This window comes from Clostridium sp. JS66 (assembly GCF_033561535.1).
Classification (GTDB): Bacteria; Bacillota; Clostridia; order Clostridiales; family Clostridiaceae; genus Clostridium_AM; species Clostridium_AM carboxidivorans.
In genome coordinates this window covers 5571825-5591345 of sequence record NZ_CP131467.1, presented here as the reverse complement: position 1 = coordinate 5591345, position 19521 = coordinate 5571825, and the positions used below count along the sequence as shown (strand labels likewise).

The window sequence follows — 19521 nt, the reverse complement described above, 5'->3', positions numbered from 1 at the left end:
ATAGTTATAAAAAAATTAGAACAGCCTTTGCTGTTCTAATTTTTTGGATATCATATAAAACATTTTATTAAAATGAAGGATAACTATTATTGTGTACTTTAACAAGTTCTTTTAAATTTAATTGCTTTTCATAATTAGGGGATGTTACCTTTAAAAATTTCTTTAAATAAGCTTCAAAATTTTCAAGGATATCTTTAGCTTTTTGGCTATTAGTAAATTGATAATGCTCATTTATAAGATCCTTTAACTTATCTATATCTCTAGAGCCATTAAGTGGTGTTGCTTCTACGGTTTTTCCATTACATTTGTCTATAAAGTCGCCTTTCTCATCTAAAACGTAGGCTATTCCTCCACTCATTCCAGCTCCAAAGTTTCTTCCTGTAGGTCCTAGAATAACTACAGTTCCACCAGTCATATACTCACATCCATGATTACCAATACCTTCTACTACAGCTTCAGCTCCACTATTTCTCACACAAAATCTTTGACCTACTTTTCCATGAATAAATGCTTTACCAGAGGTTGCTCCATAAAGTATGGTATTACCTGCAATAGCATTTTCCTTAGGATCAAAAGAAGAATTTGCATGAGGAATTAATACAATTTTTCCACCAGAGAGACCTTTTCCAACGTAATCATTGGCATCTCCATTGAGAATTAAAGTGACACCTTTAACAAGAAAGGCACCAAAGCTTTGGCCTGCAGAACCTTGCAAATTAATTACAATGGTGTTATCAGGTAGGCCTTTATTGCCATATTTTCTTGCAATTTCTCCACTTAGCATAGCTCCAACAGTTCTATCTGTGTTTTTAATATTGAAAGCATGCACAATCTTAATACCATTTTCTAAAGCTGGTTTTGACATTTCAATTAACTTTTTGTCTAGTACCTGTTTTATTTTATGATCCTGAGCAATTACATGTTTTCCTATAATGCTTGATGGAAGTTCAGGTTTATATAATATTTGAGTTAAATCTAAATTTTTTAGTTTGCCTTCAAGTTGTTTTTCTACATCAAGAACATCTACTCTTCCAATCATTTCACTTAGTGATTTAAAGCCTAATTTAGCCATTAATTCTCTTGCCTCTTGTGCAATAAAAGTCAAATAGTTAATTAAATGTTCAGGAGTACCCTTAAATTTTTTACGAAGTTCAGGATCTTGAGTAGCAATTCCAGCAGGACATCTATTTAAATTACACTGTTTGCACATTATACATCCAAGAGATATAAGAGCAGTTGTAGCAAAACCATACTCTTCTGCTCCAAGTAAGGCAGCAATAACAACATCACGACCTGATTTTAATTTTCCATCTACTTGAACAGTAACTCTACTTCTTAAATTATTTAACAATAAAGTTTGTTGAACTTCTGCAAGACCTAATTCCCATGGAAGTCCTACATATTTCATAGAACTTATAGGAGAAGCACCTGTACCACCATCATGACCACTGACCATAATTACGTCAGCATGTCCTTTAGCTACTCCAGCAGCAACAGTTCCAATACCAATTTCAGATACCAATTTTACCCCAATTCGTGCAGTTGGATTTACATTTTTTAAATCAAATATTAATTGGGCTAAATCTTCTATAGAGTATATATCATGATGAGGTGGAGGAGATATTAAATCTATACCCGGAATAGAGTGACGAACTCTAGCAATTTCATCTGTTACTTTACTTCCAGGTAAATGGCCTCCTTCACCAGGTTTTGCACCTTGTGCCATTTTAATTTGAAGTTCACTGCAATTTACAAGGTAGTTGGTAGTCACTCCAAACCTTGCTGAAGCAACCTGTTTTACTGCACTCTTAGCATCATCACCATTAGATCTTAATTTGTATCTATCAGAATTTTCTCCACCTTCTCCTGAGTTGCTAGTAGCCCCAATTTTATTCATAGCAATAGCTATAGTTTCATGAGCCTCTTTGCTTAAAGAACCAAAAGACATACCAGAGACTGTAAAATGTTTTAGAATATTTTCTACAGATTCTACCTCTTCTAAAGGTATACTTTTTCTGTTTTTAAATTTTAGCAATCCTCTTATAGTCATTGCTTCATCTATTTTTTCATTTACATCTTCACAATAATCCTTATAGAGAGTATAATCTTTATTTTCAGATAATTTTCTGAGCTTTTTTACCACTATAGGATTTAAAATATGATGTGTCTTTTTCTCTAAATCGGAGTCATTTTCGTATGGAGAAGAGTGTCTTTGTATAACATCATTTGAAATATCCTCTAATTCAATGCCTGAAATTCTTGTAGGAGTATGAGGAAAATACTTATTTATTACATTTTCACTTAATCCTATGCATTGGAATATTTGAGCACCATTATAACTTTGCAATGTAGAAATACCTACTCTTGAAATAATTTTTAATAAACCTGAAGAAATTGCATTGCAGTAGTTTTTAAAACCTTCTTCTATGCTGCCTATATTTTTTATATATTTTTTGTTTTCTATCATGTTAGAAATAGTGTAATATACCATGTAAGGATTAATAGCTTTTGCTCCATAACCTATTAGAAGAGCCATATGCATTACATCTCGAGCATCTCCAGCTTCAACTATTAAGTCAGCTGAAGTTCTTAATTTCTTTTCTATAAGATAAGCATTAACAGCACTTAGAGCTAATAAACTTGGAATTGGAGCATAGTATAAATTAATATTTCTGTCACTTAATATTAAAATGTTATAGCCTTTTAAAATACTTTCTTCAGCACGCTTACATAGATAATTAAGAGCTTCTTCTAAGCCATCTTTACGGTCTGTTTCAAAGATAATTGGAAGTGTAATTGCTTTTAAGTCGTCATCATCAAGATGTTTAATATCTTCAAGTTGACTATTAGAAAGTATAGGATGTTTAAGTTCAATATACTTTTTATCTGTTTCTGTTTCAACTTCGTCAACAATTCTTCCGTGTGTTCCAATATATTGAGTTAAAGACATTACCATAGATTCTCTTATAGGATCTATAGGTGGATTAGTAACTTGAGCAAAGGCTTGTTTAAAGTAATTAAATATAAGCTGTGGTCTATTAGACAATACAGCAAGAGGAATGTCCATTCCCATGGATCCAATAGGCTCTTTGCCATTATCAATCATACAAGTGATTACTTTTCTTAACTCTTCTTCAGTATAGCCAAATACCTTTTGCTTTAATAATAGAGTTTCTGTTCTTATGGATTTAGCTTCACAATTTTGTTTTATATCATCAAGTGTTAGTTTGTTGCGTTTAATCCATTCAGTAAAAGGTTTTGATTTATATGCTGACTGTTTAATTTCTTCATCAGAAATAATTTTTTTCTTAGACGTATCAATTAAAAATATTTTACCTGGCTCTACGAGACCTTTTTCTTTTACAGAGCCATAATTAATATCTACTACACCAGTTTCAGATGACATAATAACTAAGTCATCCGTTGTTATTATATAACGAGCTGGTCTCAATCCATTTCTATCTAGTATTACACCTAATTTGATGCCATCAGTAAAAGCAATAGTTGCAGGACCATCCCAAGGTTCCATTAATCTAGCATGATATTCATAAAAAGATCTCTTATCTTCATCCATTGAAAAGTCTTTTTGCCATGCTTCAGGAATAAGCATCATAAGTGAATACTCTAAAGAATATCCATTTTCAATAAATAATTCTAAAGCATTGTCCAGAGATGCAGAATCACTTCCACCAGGTTCAATAACAGGTAAAGTTTTTTTGAAATTCTCACCAAAGCTTTTAGAGTACATAACTCCTTCTCTAGCATTCATCTTATTAATATTTCCACGTATAGTATTGATTTCACCATTATGAGCTATATACCTAAAAGGTTGTGCAAGTTGCCATGATGGAAAAGTATTAGTACTATATCTTTCATGTACTATGGCAATTGCAGTTTTTACATTGCTATTTTGTAAATCTAAATAAAAATCTTCTAATCTATAGCCTAAGATTAATCCTTTATATACTATTGTTCTATGTGATAAACTGCAAATATAAAAGCTTTCTACATTTGCTCTTTTAGAATTGTCAATTAAATTTTGTACTTGTTTCCTTATTATTAAAAGTTGTTGTCGAAACACTTTCTCAGGTTGATTATTTCTATCTATAAATACCTGCATAATGACAGGTCTAGTAGCTTTGGCAGATTCTCCACAAGCATCTTCATTTATAGGAACCTCTCTCCATCCTAATAATTTTTGATTTTCAGTTCTTAATACTTTTTCAAAAATTCCTTGACAAAAAAGCCTTACATTTGGTTCTCTAGGTAAGAAAATCATTCCAACAGCATAATCTTCTGATGTAGGAAGTTGAATTTTAGATTTTTTAACCTCTTCTTTAAAAAATTCGTGAGGTATTTGAATAGTAATACCTGAACCGTCCCCAGTATTGGCGTCGGCCCCAACGGCGCCTCTATGCTTTAGGTTCTTTAGTATTTGAAGACCTTGTTTAAGTATAGAATGTGATTTGATGCCTTTTATATGTGTTATAAAGCCAACACCGCAGCTATCTTTTTCCATAGCAGCATCATATAATCCTTGTTTTTCTGGAAAATTATTCTTATTCATAGTAAATAAATGCCCCCTTGTAATATTAGTGTATAGGTAGTACACACAATTGAATAATTTTGTTTTTCTAAATTCATTTTTCAGACTAAATGAGTGTTGGTAACTATTTTATCACAGATGAATATTCATTGCAATATATAGATTAAAAGTAAAAGCTGTGATTTTTATGAATTGTTAAAGTGAATAAATGTAAATGTATACATGCAAAAATAGTTAAATTATTATTCCATGTTTTCAGTTTTTACATTATTTGAAATAATGTAGAAATTAACGGTGATTAGTGAAAGAAAAGAATTTTCAAATGGCATATGTTTCAATATTCAACTTTGAAATTTAAATACATTGTGATATAACTTTTTAGGTGGAGTAACTATTGTAATTTTAATATGAAAAATTACTTGTAATACATTAGAATATAGATCTCAATAAAAAAGCATGGCTTTTATAATACTTATTATTTGCCTTAATTTTTAAGCGTTATAAGGTATTGATAAATATAATTTTCAATTACTAAAATAACTTATAACAATTTAATTATATGTGTACACTTGAAGTTACTAGTTTGAATTTTAACTTTTATGCAGTGATATGTGATAAGAGTGCCATCACATTAGCTAAATTGTTTTAGTATTATTCTTAGCTCGAAGTTTTTGAAAGTCTTAGAACTTTAGTTCTGTTTGAGGGAACCGAGTTTGACAAAGTTCTTAGACTTTCAAAAACTTCGAGCTTTAGAATAATTAAAACATTTAGCCGTGATAGCACTCTTATCATATATCACGGAGTAAAAGTTAAAATTCAAACTTTCACTGCATTCTTGTGTTGTATAATTATTTATTTTGTTAAGTCTTCAACGAATTTTGGTAATACAAAGCAAGCTTTGTGAAGTTTTTTAGTATAGTATTTTGTATCTATATCTATAGAATTTGATAAATCAACGGTTTCTGGGTCATGCTTTTTAGAACCTACAGTAAAGCTCCAAAATCCACTTGGATAAGTAGGTATACCTGCCATAAATAATTTAGTTATAGGAAATACGGCATTTGCATCGTTATAAACACGTTGTACTACTTCAGGTAAGTAAAAAGGTGTTTCAGTTTGAGCTATAAATATACCATCCTCAGTTAAGCAATCATATATTTCTTTGTAAAAGCTTCCCCCAAATAATCCTTCAGCAGCACCAAATGGATCAGTAGAATCCACTATTATTACATCAAATTCATTTTTATGCTCATGAACATATTTGATTCCATCACCTACAAAGATTTCACATCTTGCATCATCTAATGCACAACTTATTTCAGGAAGAAATCTTTTACATTCATTAATAACTTCTTTATCTATTTCACATAGAACAGCTTTTTCTACTGAAGGGTGTTTTAAAACTTCTCTTATAGCACCCCCATCTCCTCCACCAACTACAAGTACCTTTTTAGGATTTGGATGAGTAAATAGAGGAATGTGAGCAATCATTTCATGATATACATATTCATCTTTTATAGTAGTTTGAACTATACCATCTAGCAAAAGCATTCTTCCAAAACTATATGTATCAACTATAGCTAAATCCTGGTATTCAGTTTTTTTTCTAACAAGGGTTTCCTTTATTTTGTAGGTCATAGCTGCATTTTCTATTTGACCTTCTTTTAACCACATATCCATAATACATACCTCCAAATTTAAAATATCATTTGCAAATCCAGCAAATAATATTATAACAGTGATTCTGTAAAATGACAATTGATATGTATAAAAATGTATAATGTGGTAAAAATAAATAATAAAAATATAAGAAAACTAGGAGGAAAATAATTCCAAGTAGAGAATATTAATTAGGTGTGTGATATAATTTTTAAAGTTATTCCAAAGAAAATTAAGAAAGAGAAGGGGGGTAAGAATGTCTTGCTCAGACTATGCAAGTATGCATATACTGTAAATTTGTTCTAAAATACAATTTGCAGTCATACTGTAAATTGCCATAAAAGCAGTATGGTAAATTAAAGTTAAAGGAAAGCCTTTAACGCTAAGATTACTTTGGCAAGTAGATATTATTTAAATTAATCTTAGTAGAGCGAAGATAATATGTATTTGGAATTTGAAAGTAAGGATGATAAACTTATAGTTCATATGTCTGGAGAATTGGATCATCATAGTGCAGAGGAAGTAAGAAATAAAATAGACGATAGACTAGACAGAGATAATATTGGAAAGTTAGTAATGGATTTTTCAGATGTTAATTTTATGGACAGCTCAGGAATTGGTGTAGTTATAGGCAGATATAAAAAATTGATGGCTAAGAAAGGAAATATATGTATTACAAAAGCTGATGGATCAGTAAAAAGGGTATTTGAGTTATCTGGAATATTTAAAATAATTAAGTTTTACAAAAATATTGAAGAAGCAGTTGAAAATATATAACGGGGGGATTAAAAAATGTATGATAACATGATGAAAATAGAATTTGTAAGTAAATCAGAAAATGAAAGTTTTGCAAGAGTCGCAGTAGCAGCTTTTGCATCACAGCTTGATCCTACCATAGAAGAGATAGCAGATGTAAAAACTTCAATATCAGAAGCAGTAACTAATTCTATTATTCATGGTTATGAAAAAGGAGAAGGTATAGTAAAAATTGAGGCGTATATTAAGGACAAAGAATTTACAGTAATAGTTGAGGATGAAGGAGCAGGTATAGAAAATATAGAGCTTGCTATGCAGCCATTGTATACATCAAGACCGGATTTAGAGAGGTCTGGTATGGGTTTTACAGTAATGGAAACATTTATGGATAGCTTAGAAGTGCATTCTGAGAAAAATAAAGGGACAAGATTAATAATGAAGAAAGTTTTTAAATCTTTAAGTTAGGTGAATAATATGGGTGAAGAAGCATTAAAAAAAGCAAATTATAATTATGAGAACAATCTGGAACTCATAAAGTATGCTAAAAATGGAAATAAAGATGCATTAAATAAGTTAATAGAAGTTAACTTGCCTTTAGTTTCTGCTATTAGTAAAAAGTTTCTAAATAGGGGATATGAATATGAAGATATATTCCAAATAGGATGCATGGGTTTGGTTAAAGCTGTTAATAACTTTGATGAGAAATATAACGTAAAATTTTCTACTTATGCAGTACCTATGATTTTAGGAGAAATAAAAAGATTCTTAAGAGATGATGGTATGATAAAGGTAAGTAGAAGTGTGAAAAACACTGCGAAAAAACTTCATTATGCAAAGGAAGCTTTAACAAAACAGCTTAGTAGAGAGCCAACTATTGAAGAGTTATCTGAGTATTCAGGGATAGGTGTAGAAGACATTATATTTGCTATGGAATCCTCTAATAGTCTTCAATATTTATATGATACTATACATCAAGATGACGGTGCACCTGTTCTACTTATTGACAAATTAAGTGAAAGTAGTGATAGAGATAGTGAAATAGTGGACAGAATAGCACTGAAGGAAGCCTTGAAAAATTTAGATGTGAAATCAAGACAGATTATTATGCTTAGATATTTTAAGGATAAAACTCAAATACAAGTAGCAAAAATGCTTGGAATAAGTCAGGTACAAGTTTCAAGAATTGAAAAAAAAGTTCTGAAAGTAATGAGGGAAAATTTAAGCGGATAGGATACAATTTGTATCCTATTTTTTATTTAAATAGGCACTGAAAATTTGATATTTTGAAATGATTGCTTGCTCATAAGAAGAACGGAAGGAAGAAAGTTTCGTTTAAAAAAATTAAAAGCGAATTACTCGCTTTTAATTTATTATAGTAGGTTTTTTAGGATTTATAACATTATGTCCATTGTTATTGGTGTCTGTGTTGGTATTAGGTGTATTAGTATTTTCATTATTAGTTTGAGTACCATTATTAATGTTGTTAGTGTTAGTATTATCATTAGTATTACTGTTATTATTTTTATTGGTATCGGCAGACTTATTATTAGTATTGTTTTTATCTTTACTATCATCACGGTTGAAAAAAGGATTGTTTCTAAAACCAGAGTGTGAATAATTACAGTACTGTGAAGGCTCTGTACCTTGTATAAAGAACTCATTATAAGTTTTATTTCCTGTAGGATCACCATAACATGAAGATGTAGCTAATTTACCTGAATCTTCACAAATGTTTGCGGTAGTAACTCCAGATGGCATTTGTATATCAGTTGTAGATAGATTTTCATGTATTGGCTGCATTATAGCACTCCATATAGCAGCAGCTTTGTTACTTGAACCATTCTCACAAACAGAGGCATCATCATTGCCTATCCATACTGCAGCTGAATAGTAAGGAGTAAGGCCACAGAACCAAAAGTTTTTATTATCTCCAGAAGTACCAGTTTTACCCCTTACAGGCATGCTTCCGAAACTAGCACTTGTACCTGTTCCTCCAGGACTTACTGGTCCCTTTAATAAGTCATACATTACATATGCACTTTCGGGTGAAAGCACTTTTCTTGTTGAAGTTTTATTTTCTAAAATTGATTTACCATTCCTATCCAAAACCTTAGTATAAAGCTTTGGAGCGGTATAATTACCATTGTTTCCAAAAACGCCATAAGCTGCAGACATAGTTAATGGATTGGTACCATGATGTAATTCTCCTAAAGACAAAGCAGCTATACTTGACTTATCATGAGCATCTAATGTTAAACCAAATTTTTCAGCATATTCAATACCTGTTTTTAGACCAATTAAGTCCTCTAGCTTTACAGCTACCAAGTTTCTTGATTTAGCTATTGCAGTTCTTATAGTCATATTACCCATAAACGATTGATCCTCATCTTGTGGGTAGTAAGGAGTTCCATTAGAACCATACTTTTGAGCAAGATCATTTGATAATGCAGAGTCATCTATAACAGTAGCTGCTGTGCTCTGCTTTGAATCAATACTAGGAGAATATACTGTTAAAGGTTTTATACTGGATCCAGAAGGTCTTAAATAGTTATCAGAAGCAGCCCTATTAAAGGATCTAGGAGGTTGATCACCTCTTCCTCCAACAATTGCTTTTACTTCTCCAGAATGATAATCCATAACTACTGCTGCAGCTTGAGGTTGTGTTATACCATTTTTATCTGAAGAAGCACCAATTATGCTGTCTGAATTTATAGCACTTACAGTATTTGCTTGTATATCTCTATCCATTGAGGTATATATTTTTAATCCACCATACATAAGAAGATGTTGAACTTCAGTATCAGTATAATGATACTGCTTTTTTAAATCTTTTTTAATTTGATCTATGGCTGGAAGAGTGTACCACTCAAAATTAAGTTTATTGCTAATTTGAGTTTGAGGTTGGAAAGCAAGCTTTTTATTGTTTAAATCATTTATAGCAGCATTATATTGTTCTTCATTTATATATCCGTTTTCATACATTTTTTTTAATACAGTTCCAGTTCTATTTAAGTAAACTGAAGGGTTTTTTTTCGCAGAAGTAGAAAAAGGGTAATATACAGAAGGACTTTGCGGCATTCCTGCAATAAAAGCACATTCAACTAAACTTAAATCCTTTGACTTTTTATTAAAATATTGTTCGGAAGCTGCTTCTACGCCATATGCTCTTCCACCTAAATATATTGTGTTCATATAGGCTTCAAGTATTTGATCTTTACTTAATTCTTTTTCAAGTTGTACTGATAAATACATCTCTTGAACTTTCCTCTTAAAGGTTACTTCAGAGGATAAAAGAGTGTTTTTAAGTAATTGCTGAGTTATAGTAGAAGCTCCTTGTACTCCAGGTTGCCTTTTAATTTTATTTTTTACATCTATAAGTGCTACCCCTGCTATTCTTTTTAAATCTATACCACCATGTTTATAGAATCTTTCATCTTCTATACTTACAAAGGCATTTTTCAAATTTTGAGGTATGTCTTTATTTTTTATAACAGTTCTTTGTTCATTTGTTACAACTACATCCATGAACTGATTTTTGTTGTCATATAAAATAGATGGCTCATTTAAAGTTAAAATTTGCTTTACATCTAATGGAGGAGCATTTTGTATTATAGCTAAAACTACTCCAAAACAGGCAACAGATGCTAATATAAATAAACTTAATATAGTAATCAGCGTAGTCTTAAAAGCATTTTTCGAATGGGGTTTTTTCGAAACAGCTTTTTTCCGCCTTTTGCTCATAATTGTCCTCCTTAATTCTTAGTTTTGAAATTAATAATTTTAAATTATTATAACATAAATTAAAATATTAATGAAATATAACTTTAATTTAGAAAAAAAATCCAATAATCGCTTTAAAAATGATTATAGCAATATAAATTTTTAAAGCAAATAAATTTTTCATATAATGTAGAATATAATTTTAAAATATAGATATTAAAAAACGTTTAATTCTAAAAATAAAACTATGCAAGTTATATATTATACTTTTTTTAATAATTATACTAGATATTATATCAATATATTGTTAACAAATTGATAACACAAATATATTAATATGTGAAAGGATAACGTTGGTGATATTTTTATGATAAAAGCAGATGTGTTAAAAAAGAAGTACCTACCCCGGAGATAATAATAGTTTACGAGATTCTAGGTACTATTACAAATTTGTGATTAGATAGTGTAAGTTTTAAATCTATAAAAAGTGAATGGATATGATATAAACATAACTTTCTTAATTATTTAGTTAAGAGTTAAGAAAACTTTCATTTATGATAAAATAAAAATAAAATTCACGTTAGCGAATTTTTGTTCATTATCTTTAAAATTATTAAAAATAAATAATTTGATTTATTAATTCTTAACTCTTAATTAAAAAAGAAAATTGAAATCTTAAATTATGAAATCTTTATTCCCAATTGAATACATATGGAATATTTCTATAATAGTCTCCATAGTTTAGTCCATAACCAGCTACAAATACATCAGGAATTTCAAAACAGCAAAAGTCAGGCTTTAATTCTAATTTTCTTCTTTCAGGTTTATCTAAAAGAACACAGCATTTAACACTGGCAGCACCTAAAGCTTTTATATGACCTATTACGAAGTCCATTGTTATACCTGTATCTATTATATCATCTACAATAAGGACATCGCAGCCTTTAATATCATCTTGGATGTCATTTACAACTTTTACACATCCAGAAGAAACTTCAGAATGGCCATAACTTGAAGTTGTCATAAAGCCTATTTTTGTAGGAAGATCTATTTCTCTTACTATATCTGCAGCGAATATAAAACTTCCTCTTAAAAGTGATAAAACATAAAGATTTTTATCTTTATATTCTTTAGTTATATCTTTACCTAATTCATGTATCCTATCAGCTATCTTTTCTTTACTGATTAGTATTTTTTTTACTTTGTCTTCCATTATGATCCTCCAACTTTATACATATTTACAACGTTGATTTTATAGTATAAAATTATATAAAAGTTGTCAAGTATACACTTATATTGTTAGAAAATTACTTAAATTAAGTAAAAGGATTGTAATTATATATAAATGATAAGCAGGGATAAGTTTATAATTTATAGAAATAATAAGATTATGGAGTGATGAAGATGGTATATGGAAATATAGAAGGTATTAAAAGTTCTATATTAGCAAGATTAGAAAAAGTTTATGAAATGAAAATGCCTAAGGATAGCATTTGCACTGAAGAATTAATAGAGTTATTATGTGATGTTACAACATATCTTAATAGAGAAGTTAGTGTAGGGATAAACAGAAAAGGAACAGTTATAAGTGTAGCTATAGGTGATAGCAGTACTGTAGAAATTCCTGAAATAGATATAAAAGAAAGAAAGTTATCACAGGTTAGAATAATACACACCCATCCCAATGGTAATTCAAGACTTTCAGCCATAGATGTATCTGCTCTTATAAAGCTTAAATTGGATTGTATTGCTGCTATTGGAGTTGAAGATAGTAGATATACAGATATGACTTTAGGATTTTGTGGTATAGAAAATGATTTATTTGTAGCAGAATCAACAAAGCCTCTTAGCATAGATGCTGGGATTAAGTTTAATATATTAGATAGAATAAAATATATTGAAGATATAATAAAAGATGAAAATATAATTGATGATGATAGTGAAAGAGCCATTTTGGTTGGAGTGGAAAGTGAAGAAAGTATAGATGAACTTGAAGAACTTGCTAAAGCATGTAATGTAAAAGTTGTGCATAAAGTTCTACAAAAAAGAAGCATAATTGATAGTGCCTTTTATGTAGGTAAAGGAAAGGTTGATGAAATAGCACTTTTAAGGCAGGGATATTCTGCTAATGTTATCATTTTTGATGATGAACTTTCAGCTTCCCAAGTAAGAAATTTAGAAGAAAATATAGGAGCAAAGGTCATAGATAGAACAACATTGATACTTGAAATTTTTGCAACTAGAGCAAGAAGTAGGGAATCAAAAATACAAGTAGAACTTGCACAATTGAAGTATAGATTACCAAGGTTATCTGGTCTTGGAACAGTGCTTTCTAGAACAGGTGGCGGTATAGGAACTAAAGGTCCAGGAGAGAAAAAGCTTGAGACAGATAAAAGACATATAAGAGAAAAAATTTATGATTTGATTAAGGAATTAAAGAAAATAAAGCAAGTAAGGGAAACACAAAGAGAAAGAAGAAATGAACTACCAAAGGTTTCTTTGGTTGGATACACAAATGCAGGAAAATCTACTTTAAGAAACAAGCTGTGTGAGATTGCCATGCCTAAGGAGGCTATTCGTAAAGAAAAGGTTTTTGAAGCTGATATGCTTTTTGCAACATTAGATATAACTACAAGAGCTATAGAACTTTCAGATAGTAGAATAATTACTGTAACAGATACAGTTGGGTTTATCAGAAAGCTTCCTCATGATTTGGTAGAAGCTTTTAAATCTACACTTGAAGAGGTTATTTATTCTGACTTGCTTTTACATGTAGTAGACATATCTTCAGATTATGTAGAAGAACAAATAGATGCAGTAAATAACGTCCTTGAGCAACTAGGAGTAAATAACAAGCCTATGATGTTAGTGCTAAATAAGATTGATAAAGCACCTAAAGAGAAAATAGAAGAAATCAAAGAGAAATATGGCAAAATAGAAATTGTATGTATTTCTGCAAAGCAAGAGCATAATTTGGATTTATTGCTTCAGGAAGTAAGTAAGCTTTTGCCATATACTTTAAAAGAGACAGAATATCTTATACCTTACACAGACCAATCTATGGTAGCATTTTTGCATAGAAATTCAAAGGTAAAGAATGAAGAATATAGAGAAGATGGAACGTATATCTGTGCTTTAACAGATGATGAAGTTTATAATAGATGTGAAAAATATATGATTTAAATAAAAATATATTAAATGGAGAGTGAAAGCTATTGGAGAAGGTATGTCCTATATGTAATGGATTAAGTGTAATAAATTTACCATGTGAAAAATGTAAGGGTACTATGAAGGATATGGGAAGAGTACAAGATTATACAGATTCTTATGCATGCCAATTGGACATAAATGATGCAATTAATTATTGTGTGCATTTATTTAAATGTACAGAATGCAATAGTATAAAAAGAATAAAAATTTCTAAAATTAATCTATAAATACTGAAAGAAATTATTCAGAAACGTTTTCTGGTATTGTAATTATACTGAAATTTATTATATAATAAGAAAAAAATTAAATTTTTATTAAATTCTCATTTAATTAACTTTTTTGATTTTACTAATTTTTTGAAGGGGTGTCAGATAGCAAATGGAAAAGAGTATTTTACAATATCAGAAAGCGTTTAATAATATAATTGAGAGATTAAAATCAAATGATTCAGTACTTGCAGTTATGGTATTTGGAAGTATGGTTACTGGTGACTTATGGGATGAATCTGATATAGATCTTTTTGTTATATTAGACAAGAAACATCCGGATATAGAAAATATATATACAGAAGAAAAAGAAGTTCCGGTGCATATCAAATTAATGAGTAAGAGTAAGTTTCTGCAAATATATGAAGAGGATTTGAAGGGTGGATTTATACACAGAATACTTGCCTCATCCAGACTTGTATTTTCTAAAGATATACAAATTACTACTAAATACGACAATGGTAGATACTATCCTGATTTGGATAGAGAAATATGGAATATGGTGTATTTAGGAAACTTGTTAAAAAGCTTAGGTGTATGCAAAAAGTATTTGCACAATGATAGTATATATACATCATATATTGCCGCAGTGCGCTGCGTTGAGGAATATGCAAAACTTTATGTCAATTTTTCAGGATATATGATAAGCAAAGATGCAGTTACTATGGCTATTAACTTAAATGATGATTTTAAGAAATGCGTGGATCAGTTATTCTTTAATAAAGCTAATAAGGAAGAAACTATAAATCATATTTTAGACTATCTACAAAAAAATGTGGATGGATCTTTAAGAAACTTAAGCAATGTATTAATAAATTACATGCGAGAAAAAGACAGTTTCTTAAGTGCTGAAAACATAAAAAATGATAAACTGTTTTATAATTATGACATAAATATGGAAGAAATATTAGATAAGCTTTGGAGAAAAAATTTAATAAAAAGAGAAAATAGAGATTACAAAAGTGAAAAAGGAGAAATTTTATTTAAGGAGAATGTATACTTTATATAAAATTTTATTAGTAGGGAATGCATAAACGAACTTAAGTTTTAGGTAAAGAGAAATTTAAGTTCGTTTATTTTTAATTATATGAAATTATAAGGAAGTGCCATTATGGATAAGTATTTTGTAAGCATGCAGGGTGAAGTTCCCAAATACATAACTATTACAAGACATATAAAAAGATTAATTGATATAAATAAAGTTGAAGATGGAGAAAAACTGCCTTCAATAAGGTCCTTATCAGAATTTCTAAATGTTAATAATGTAACAATAGTAAATGCATACAAAAGGCTTCAAAATGAAGGATATGCTGTACAGAAAATGGGAAGTGGAACTTATGCTAAAAAGAAAGATATAACTAAAAATTTTAAAAAGGAATATTCAGAAGCTTTAAAAAAAATATCTGGAAAAATGGTAAAGGAATATGTAGATTTTACTGGTGAAACCCCAAGTAATGATTTTTTTCCAGTACAATCCTTTAAGGATGTATTAAATGAAGTATTGGATAGGGATGGTGCTGAAGCACTTATATATCAAGAAGCACTGGGATATGAAGGATTGAGAAAAAGTATAAGTGAAGTTTTCTGGAATAAAAAAATTAAAAGTGATGATATACTTATAGTATCAGGAGCTCAACAGGGCATAGATATAGTATCTAAGGCTCTTATAAACACCAATGATAATGTTATAGTTGAAAAGCCTACATATAGTGGAGCTTTATCTGTTTTTAAGTGGAGAAGAGCCAATATATATGAAGTTCCTATAGGAAAAGATGGCATAGATGTAGATAAATTTGAAAAAATATTGAAGAAGAATAATATAAAGTGTTTTTACACTATGAGTTATTTTCAAAATCCTACAGGAATGAGCTATAGTATAGAAAAAAAGCAACAAATTTTAAATTTAGCAGAGATTTATGACTTTTACATTATAGAAGATGATTACTTGGCAGAATTAATTTATGACCATAGTATAAAATATAAAAGCTTTAAAAGTTTGGATAAAAATGATAGGGTAATATATATAAAAAGTTTTTCAAAAATATTTTTACCGGGTATAAGAATAGGATATTTGATACCTCCTATGAAATTTAAAGAGAGTATTGAAAACTCAAAAATAAATACAGATATATCCACATCTAGTCTTATGCAAAGAGCTTTAGATTTATATATAAAAAAGGGATTGTGGAAAGATTATATGAATAATTTAAATCACATATATAAAAATAGATATTTATTGATGGAAGAGTGTATAAAATCACACTTGGAAAATAAAGTGGATTTTATAAGTCCAGGGGGAGGTCTTAACTTCTATTTGAAAATAAAAGATTCTATATATGTTGATTCTATTGAATTATTTAGAAAGACTAAAGATAGAAAGGTGTTAATTACCCCAGGTACTTTGTTTTATAAAAGTCCTTCAGAAGGTAAAAAATATTTTAGAATTAGTTTCTCACAAACAGATGAGGAAGCTATGAAAAAAGGTTTAAGCATAATAAATGAATTGCTGGAATAACAAAGGAGAGTATCATCATGAAAAGAGGTATGATTAATATAGAGTGGTCTAAAATTAACTCATATACAGAAGAGGATATAACTTACTTTTTGTTTTTAGAAGGTAAATCCATTGAATGTTTATGCAAAATAAGAAGCTTATCCAAAGAAACCGTTCAAAAACACATATTAGATGGTAAAATTAAATATGGAATACTAGCTAAAAGTGATAATGAGAAGGAGCTTTTTAAAACTATATCATCATCTGGAAAGTTGGATAAAATAGAAGTTTTAAAAGGATTAAGTGAAGAAAATAAAAGTAAAATTATAGATTATATAAGATGTGATTATGCAGATATGAAGACTAAGGATAAGGAAAATGCTGTTTGGATTCTTGGAGAAATAGGAGATAATAAAGTATTAGATATTTTAATTAAAGCTTCTGTTCATAATCATGTAAATGTAAGAAGAATGGCAGTTTCTGCTGTAGGTAAGATAGGTGATAAGGCGGGTGAAAATATACTAATACGAAAATTAGAAGATGAAAATCCACAAGTAGTTATGTATGCCATAAAATCATTAATTAAAATTAAAAGTGAAAAGGCATTAGGTAAAATTAAAGAAATTTATAAAAGTGCAGAAAAAGATTATATAAAAAGGGTGTCGGAAGAGTATCTTAAAACATTGGAAGAAGCGGATTTACAAGTTAAGGAGTGATTGGGATTGGGTTATTTTACTATAAAGGATGAAATAAGTACGCAGTTCGAGGAAAAAAAGTCTCTTTTTATAGGCCATATAAAAAGAGTATATGAAGAGGAAGAAGCAAAAAAATTTATAGATAAAATAAGAAGTGAACAGAAAGAAGCACGACATAATGTATATGCTTATGTTATTGGAGAAAACATGGGTATACAAAGATATAGTGATGATGGAGAACCTCAGGGAACAGGAGGAATTCCAGTTTTAGAAGTTATAAAGAAAAATGGAATAACAGATGTAGTTATAGTGGTTACTAGATATTTTGGTGGTATACTTTTAGGAAAGGGAGGACTTGTAAGAGCGTATTCAAAGGCTGCTGCTATGGCAGTAGATGAAGGTAGTATAGTTGAAAAGGTTAAAGGATCTGTATTGGAGATATTTATAGAATATGATATGCTTGGAAAAGTTCAATACTTATTTGAACAGAATTTATGGCATATAGAAAATGTAGAGTATACAGATAAGGTTAAAATTATAATGTATTGTGATGTTTCCAAATTAAAAATAGTGGAATCATCTGTAATAGAAGTTACTAATGGCAAGTGTGAAGTTGTAATAGGGGATGAAAGCTACTACTTTAAGAAAGAAAATAGATTATTTGAAGAACAAGATATTTAGTATAATTATTGTTGTAAAGTGAAGAAAAATGATATTTTAAGTTTGAATTTATAAGTCTTTGTATGATATAATGTTTTAGGTATTTTATAAATCAGACTTAAAATCTTTATTATGTGATTTTTAGTAATAATTTAAAATAATATATAACCAGTTAGGGGGAAATAAATATGTCAGGACATTCAAAATGGCATAATATACAGGCTAAAAAAGGTAAAGCAGATGCCAAAAGAGGTAAAATCTTTACTAAGTTAGGAAAAGAAATTGCTATTGCATCTAAAATGGGAGGATCAAATCTTGATGCTAACAGTAAGTTAAGAGATGTTGTAGCAAAAGCAAAAGCTGCTAATATGCCTATGGATACAATAACAAGGGCAATAAAAAAAGGTGCTGGAGAAATGGAAGGAGTAAATTACGAATCTGTAGTTTATGAAGGTTATGGTCCAGCAGGAACTGCTGTTATAGTAAATGCATTGACAGATAATAAGAATAGAACAGCTGCTAATGTAAGACATGCATTTACAAAAAATGGTGGAAACATGGGCTCAACAGGATGCGTTTCTTTTATGTTCCAAGAAAAGGGTCAGATTGTTATAGAAAAAACAGATGACAAAGACGAAGATGAATTAATGATGATGGCTTTAGATGCTGGTGCAGAAGATTTTGCAGCAGAAGATGAAGTTTTTGTAGTAACAACTACACCTGGAGATTTTGGAACAGTAAGAGAAGCTTTAGAAGCTAATGGACTTGAGTTCTTAGAAGCTGAAGTAAAAATGATTCCAGATACATATACTGCAATTGATGAAGAAACAGTAGTTAAGTTCGAAAAAATGATTGATGCTTTAGAAGATGACGAAGACGTTCAGGACGTTTACCACAATGCTGAATTTCCTGAAGGATGGGAAGAATAAACAGCTAAGAAGATTTTTGGTAAAGCTAAAATTGATGGATTACGATATATGTTTAAATTTTAGATCTTGCATTATAGATGTGCGATTCGAACACCTTTTTATATTGGTGTATGCCAATATAAAAAGGTGTTCTTGTGTTATTAATTTGATTAATGAAAAAAGTGTATTTAGTAGTGAATATATATGATTTATATAGTTTCTATTTGTCGAATGAAAATAATTAAAATATACTGAAAATTCTTTATAATATTAATAAGTAAAAGTATTTATTAACTAATAATGCTATATAGTAATTTACTTTTATATAGGTTTTAAATATATGATTCTAAGTAATACCCCCCTTTTGAGGTACAATTAATTTTGTACCTCCTTTTTGGATAATTTTAAATATATAATTAATTTTTTTGTAAGTAAAGTATTCACATATTTATTTTATTTGAGTAAAAAATATAGTATAAAATATATTTGGTATCTATAATTTTATAATCCAAGATATCTTATGTTTTTATAATCTTATTATGTAATTTTTTTAATTCCCAAATACTATAAATATAATATATTATGATATTTATGATTTTTTATTATA

At 29.3% G+C, this 19521-nt stretch carries 14 protein-coding genes; 10 read left to right on the top strand and 4 right to left on the bottom strand.

The window, feature by feature from the left end:
* Positions 1-67: 67 nt before the first annotated feature.
* On the bottom strand, positions 68-4567 hold the full coding sequence (gene gltB, locus Q6H37_RS25970) for a glutamate synthase large subunit (protein WP_318737769.1): 4500 nt from the start codon (positions 4565-4567) through the stop codon (positions 68-70).
* An 831-nt stretch (positions 4568-5398) separates the two neighbouring features.
* Positions 5399-6226 (bottom strand): polyamine aminopropyltransferase, encoded by an 828-nt coding sequence (gene speE / locus Q6H37_RS25965; RefSeq protein WP_318737766.1) that lies wholly within the window; start codon positions 6224-6226, stop codon positions 5399-5401.
* A gap of 420 nt (positions 6227-6646) precedes the next feature.
* Here speE and spoIIAA point away from each other — a divergent pair, with 420 nt between their 5' ends.
* The 3 genes from spoIIAA to sigF are packed head-to-tail and all read left to right on the top strand — an operon-like array spanning position 6647 to position 8191.
* Positions 6647-6982 (top strand): anti-sigma F factor antagonist, encoded by a 336-nt coding sequence (gene spoIIAA, locus Q6H37_RS25960; RefSeq protein WP_318737764.1) that lies wholly within the window; start codon positions 6647-6649, stop codon positions 6980-6982.
* Positions 6983-6997: 15 nt separating this feature from the next.
* A complete protein-coding gene (gene spoIIAB / locus Q6H37_RS25955; RefSeq protein ID WP_318737763.1) occupies positions 6998-7426 on the top strand; it encodes an anti-sigma F factor in 429 nt (142 codons plus the stop codon).
* Between the two features lie 9 nt (positions 7427-7435).
* The gene (gene sigF, locus Q6H37_RS25950; RefSeq protein ID WP_318737762.1) at positions 7436-8191 is read left to right on the top strand and encodes an RNA polymerase sporulation sigma factor SigF; all 756 of its coding nucleotides are present in this window, start codon (positions 7436-7438) and stop codon (positions 8189-8191) included.
* A gap of 132 nt (positions 8192-8323) precedes the next feature.
* On the opposite strand, the gene Q6H37_RS25945 is transcribed toward sigF, so the two are convergent.
* Together Q6H37_RS25945 and hpt are read right to left on the bottom strand one after the other, a co-directional pair.
* Positions 8324-10702, bottom strand: coding sequence for a PBP1A family penicillin-binding protein (locus Q6H37_RS25945; protein ID WP_318737759.1), 2379 nt, complete (start codon positions 10700-10702; stop codon positions 8324-8326).
* A gap of 670 nt (positions 10703-11372) precedes the next feature.
* Positions 11373-11894, bottom strand: coding sequence for a hypoxanthine phosphoribosyltransferase (gene hpt / locus Q6H37_RS25940; RefSeq protein WP_007061948.1), 522 nt, complete (start codon positions 11892-11894; stop codon positions 11373-11375).
* 191 nt (positions 11895-12085) lie between these two features.
* Here hpt and hflX point away from each other — a divergent pair, with 191 nt between their 5' ends.
* The 7 genes from hflX to Q6H37_RS25905 all read left to right on the top strand — a co-directional run bounded on the left by hflX (position 12086) and on the right by Q6H37_RS25905 (position 18935).
* Positions 12086-13864: a GTPase HflX gene (gene hflX, locus Q6H37_RS25935; protein WP_318737756.1), complete on the top strand. Its 1779-nt coding sequence runs from the start codon at positions 12086-12088 to the stop codon at positions 13862-13864.
* A 32-nt stretch (positions 13865-13896) separates the two neighbouring features.
* On the top strand, positions 13897-14118 hold the full coding sequence (locus Q6H37_RS25930) for a hypothetical protein (RefSeq protein ID WP_318737755.1): 222 nt from the start codon (positions 13897-13899) through the stop codon (positions 14116-14118).
* A 151-nt stretch (positions 14119-14269) separates the two neighbouring features.
* Positions 14270-15166, top strand: a complete 897-nt coding sequence (locus Q6H37_RS25925) for a nucleotidyltransferase domain-containing protein (protein ID WP_318737754.1) — start codon at positions 14270-14272, stop codon at positions 15164-15166.
* 102 nt (positions 15167-15268) lie between these two features.
* On the top strand, positions 15269-16672 hold the full coding sequence (locus Q6H37_RS25920; protein WP_318737752.1) for a PLP-dependent aminotransferase family protein: 1404 nt from the start codon (positions 15269-15271) through the stop codon (positions 16670-16672).
* Positions 16673-16689: 17 nt separating this feature from the next.
* The gene (locus tag Q6H37_RS25915) at positions 16690-17367 is read left to right on the top strand and encodes a HEAT repeat domain-containing protein (protein WP_318737750.1); all 678 of its coding nucleotides are present in this window, start codon (positions 16690-16692) and stop codon (positions 17365-17367) included.
* 6 nt (positions 17368-17373) lie between these two features.
* Complete coding sequence (locus tag Q6H37_RS25910) at positions 17374-18027, top strand: YigZ family protein (RefSeq protein ID WP_318737748.1); 654 nt, start codon at positions 17374-17376, stop codon at positions 18025-18027.
* A gap of 167 nt (positions 18028-18194) precedes the next feature.
* Complete coding sequence (locus Q6H37_RS25905) at positions 18195-18935, top strand: YebC/PmpR family DNA-binding transcriptional regulator (RefSeq protein WP_318737746.1); 741 nt, start codon at positions 18195-18197, stop codon at positions 18933-18935.
* The last annotated feature ends 586 nt before the right edge of the window (positions 18936-19521 follow it).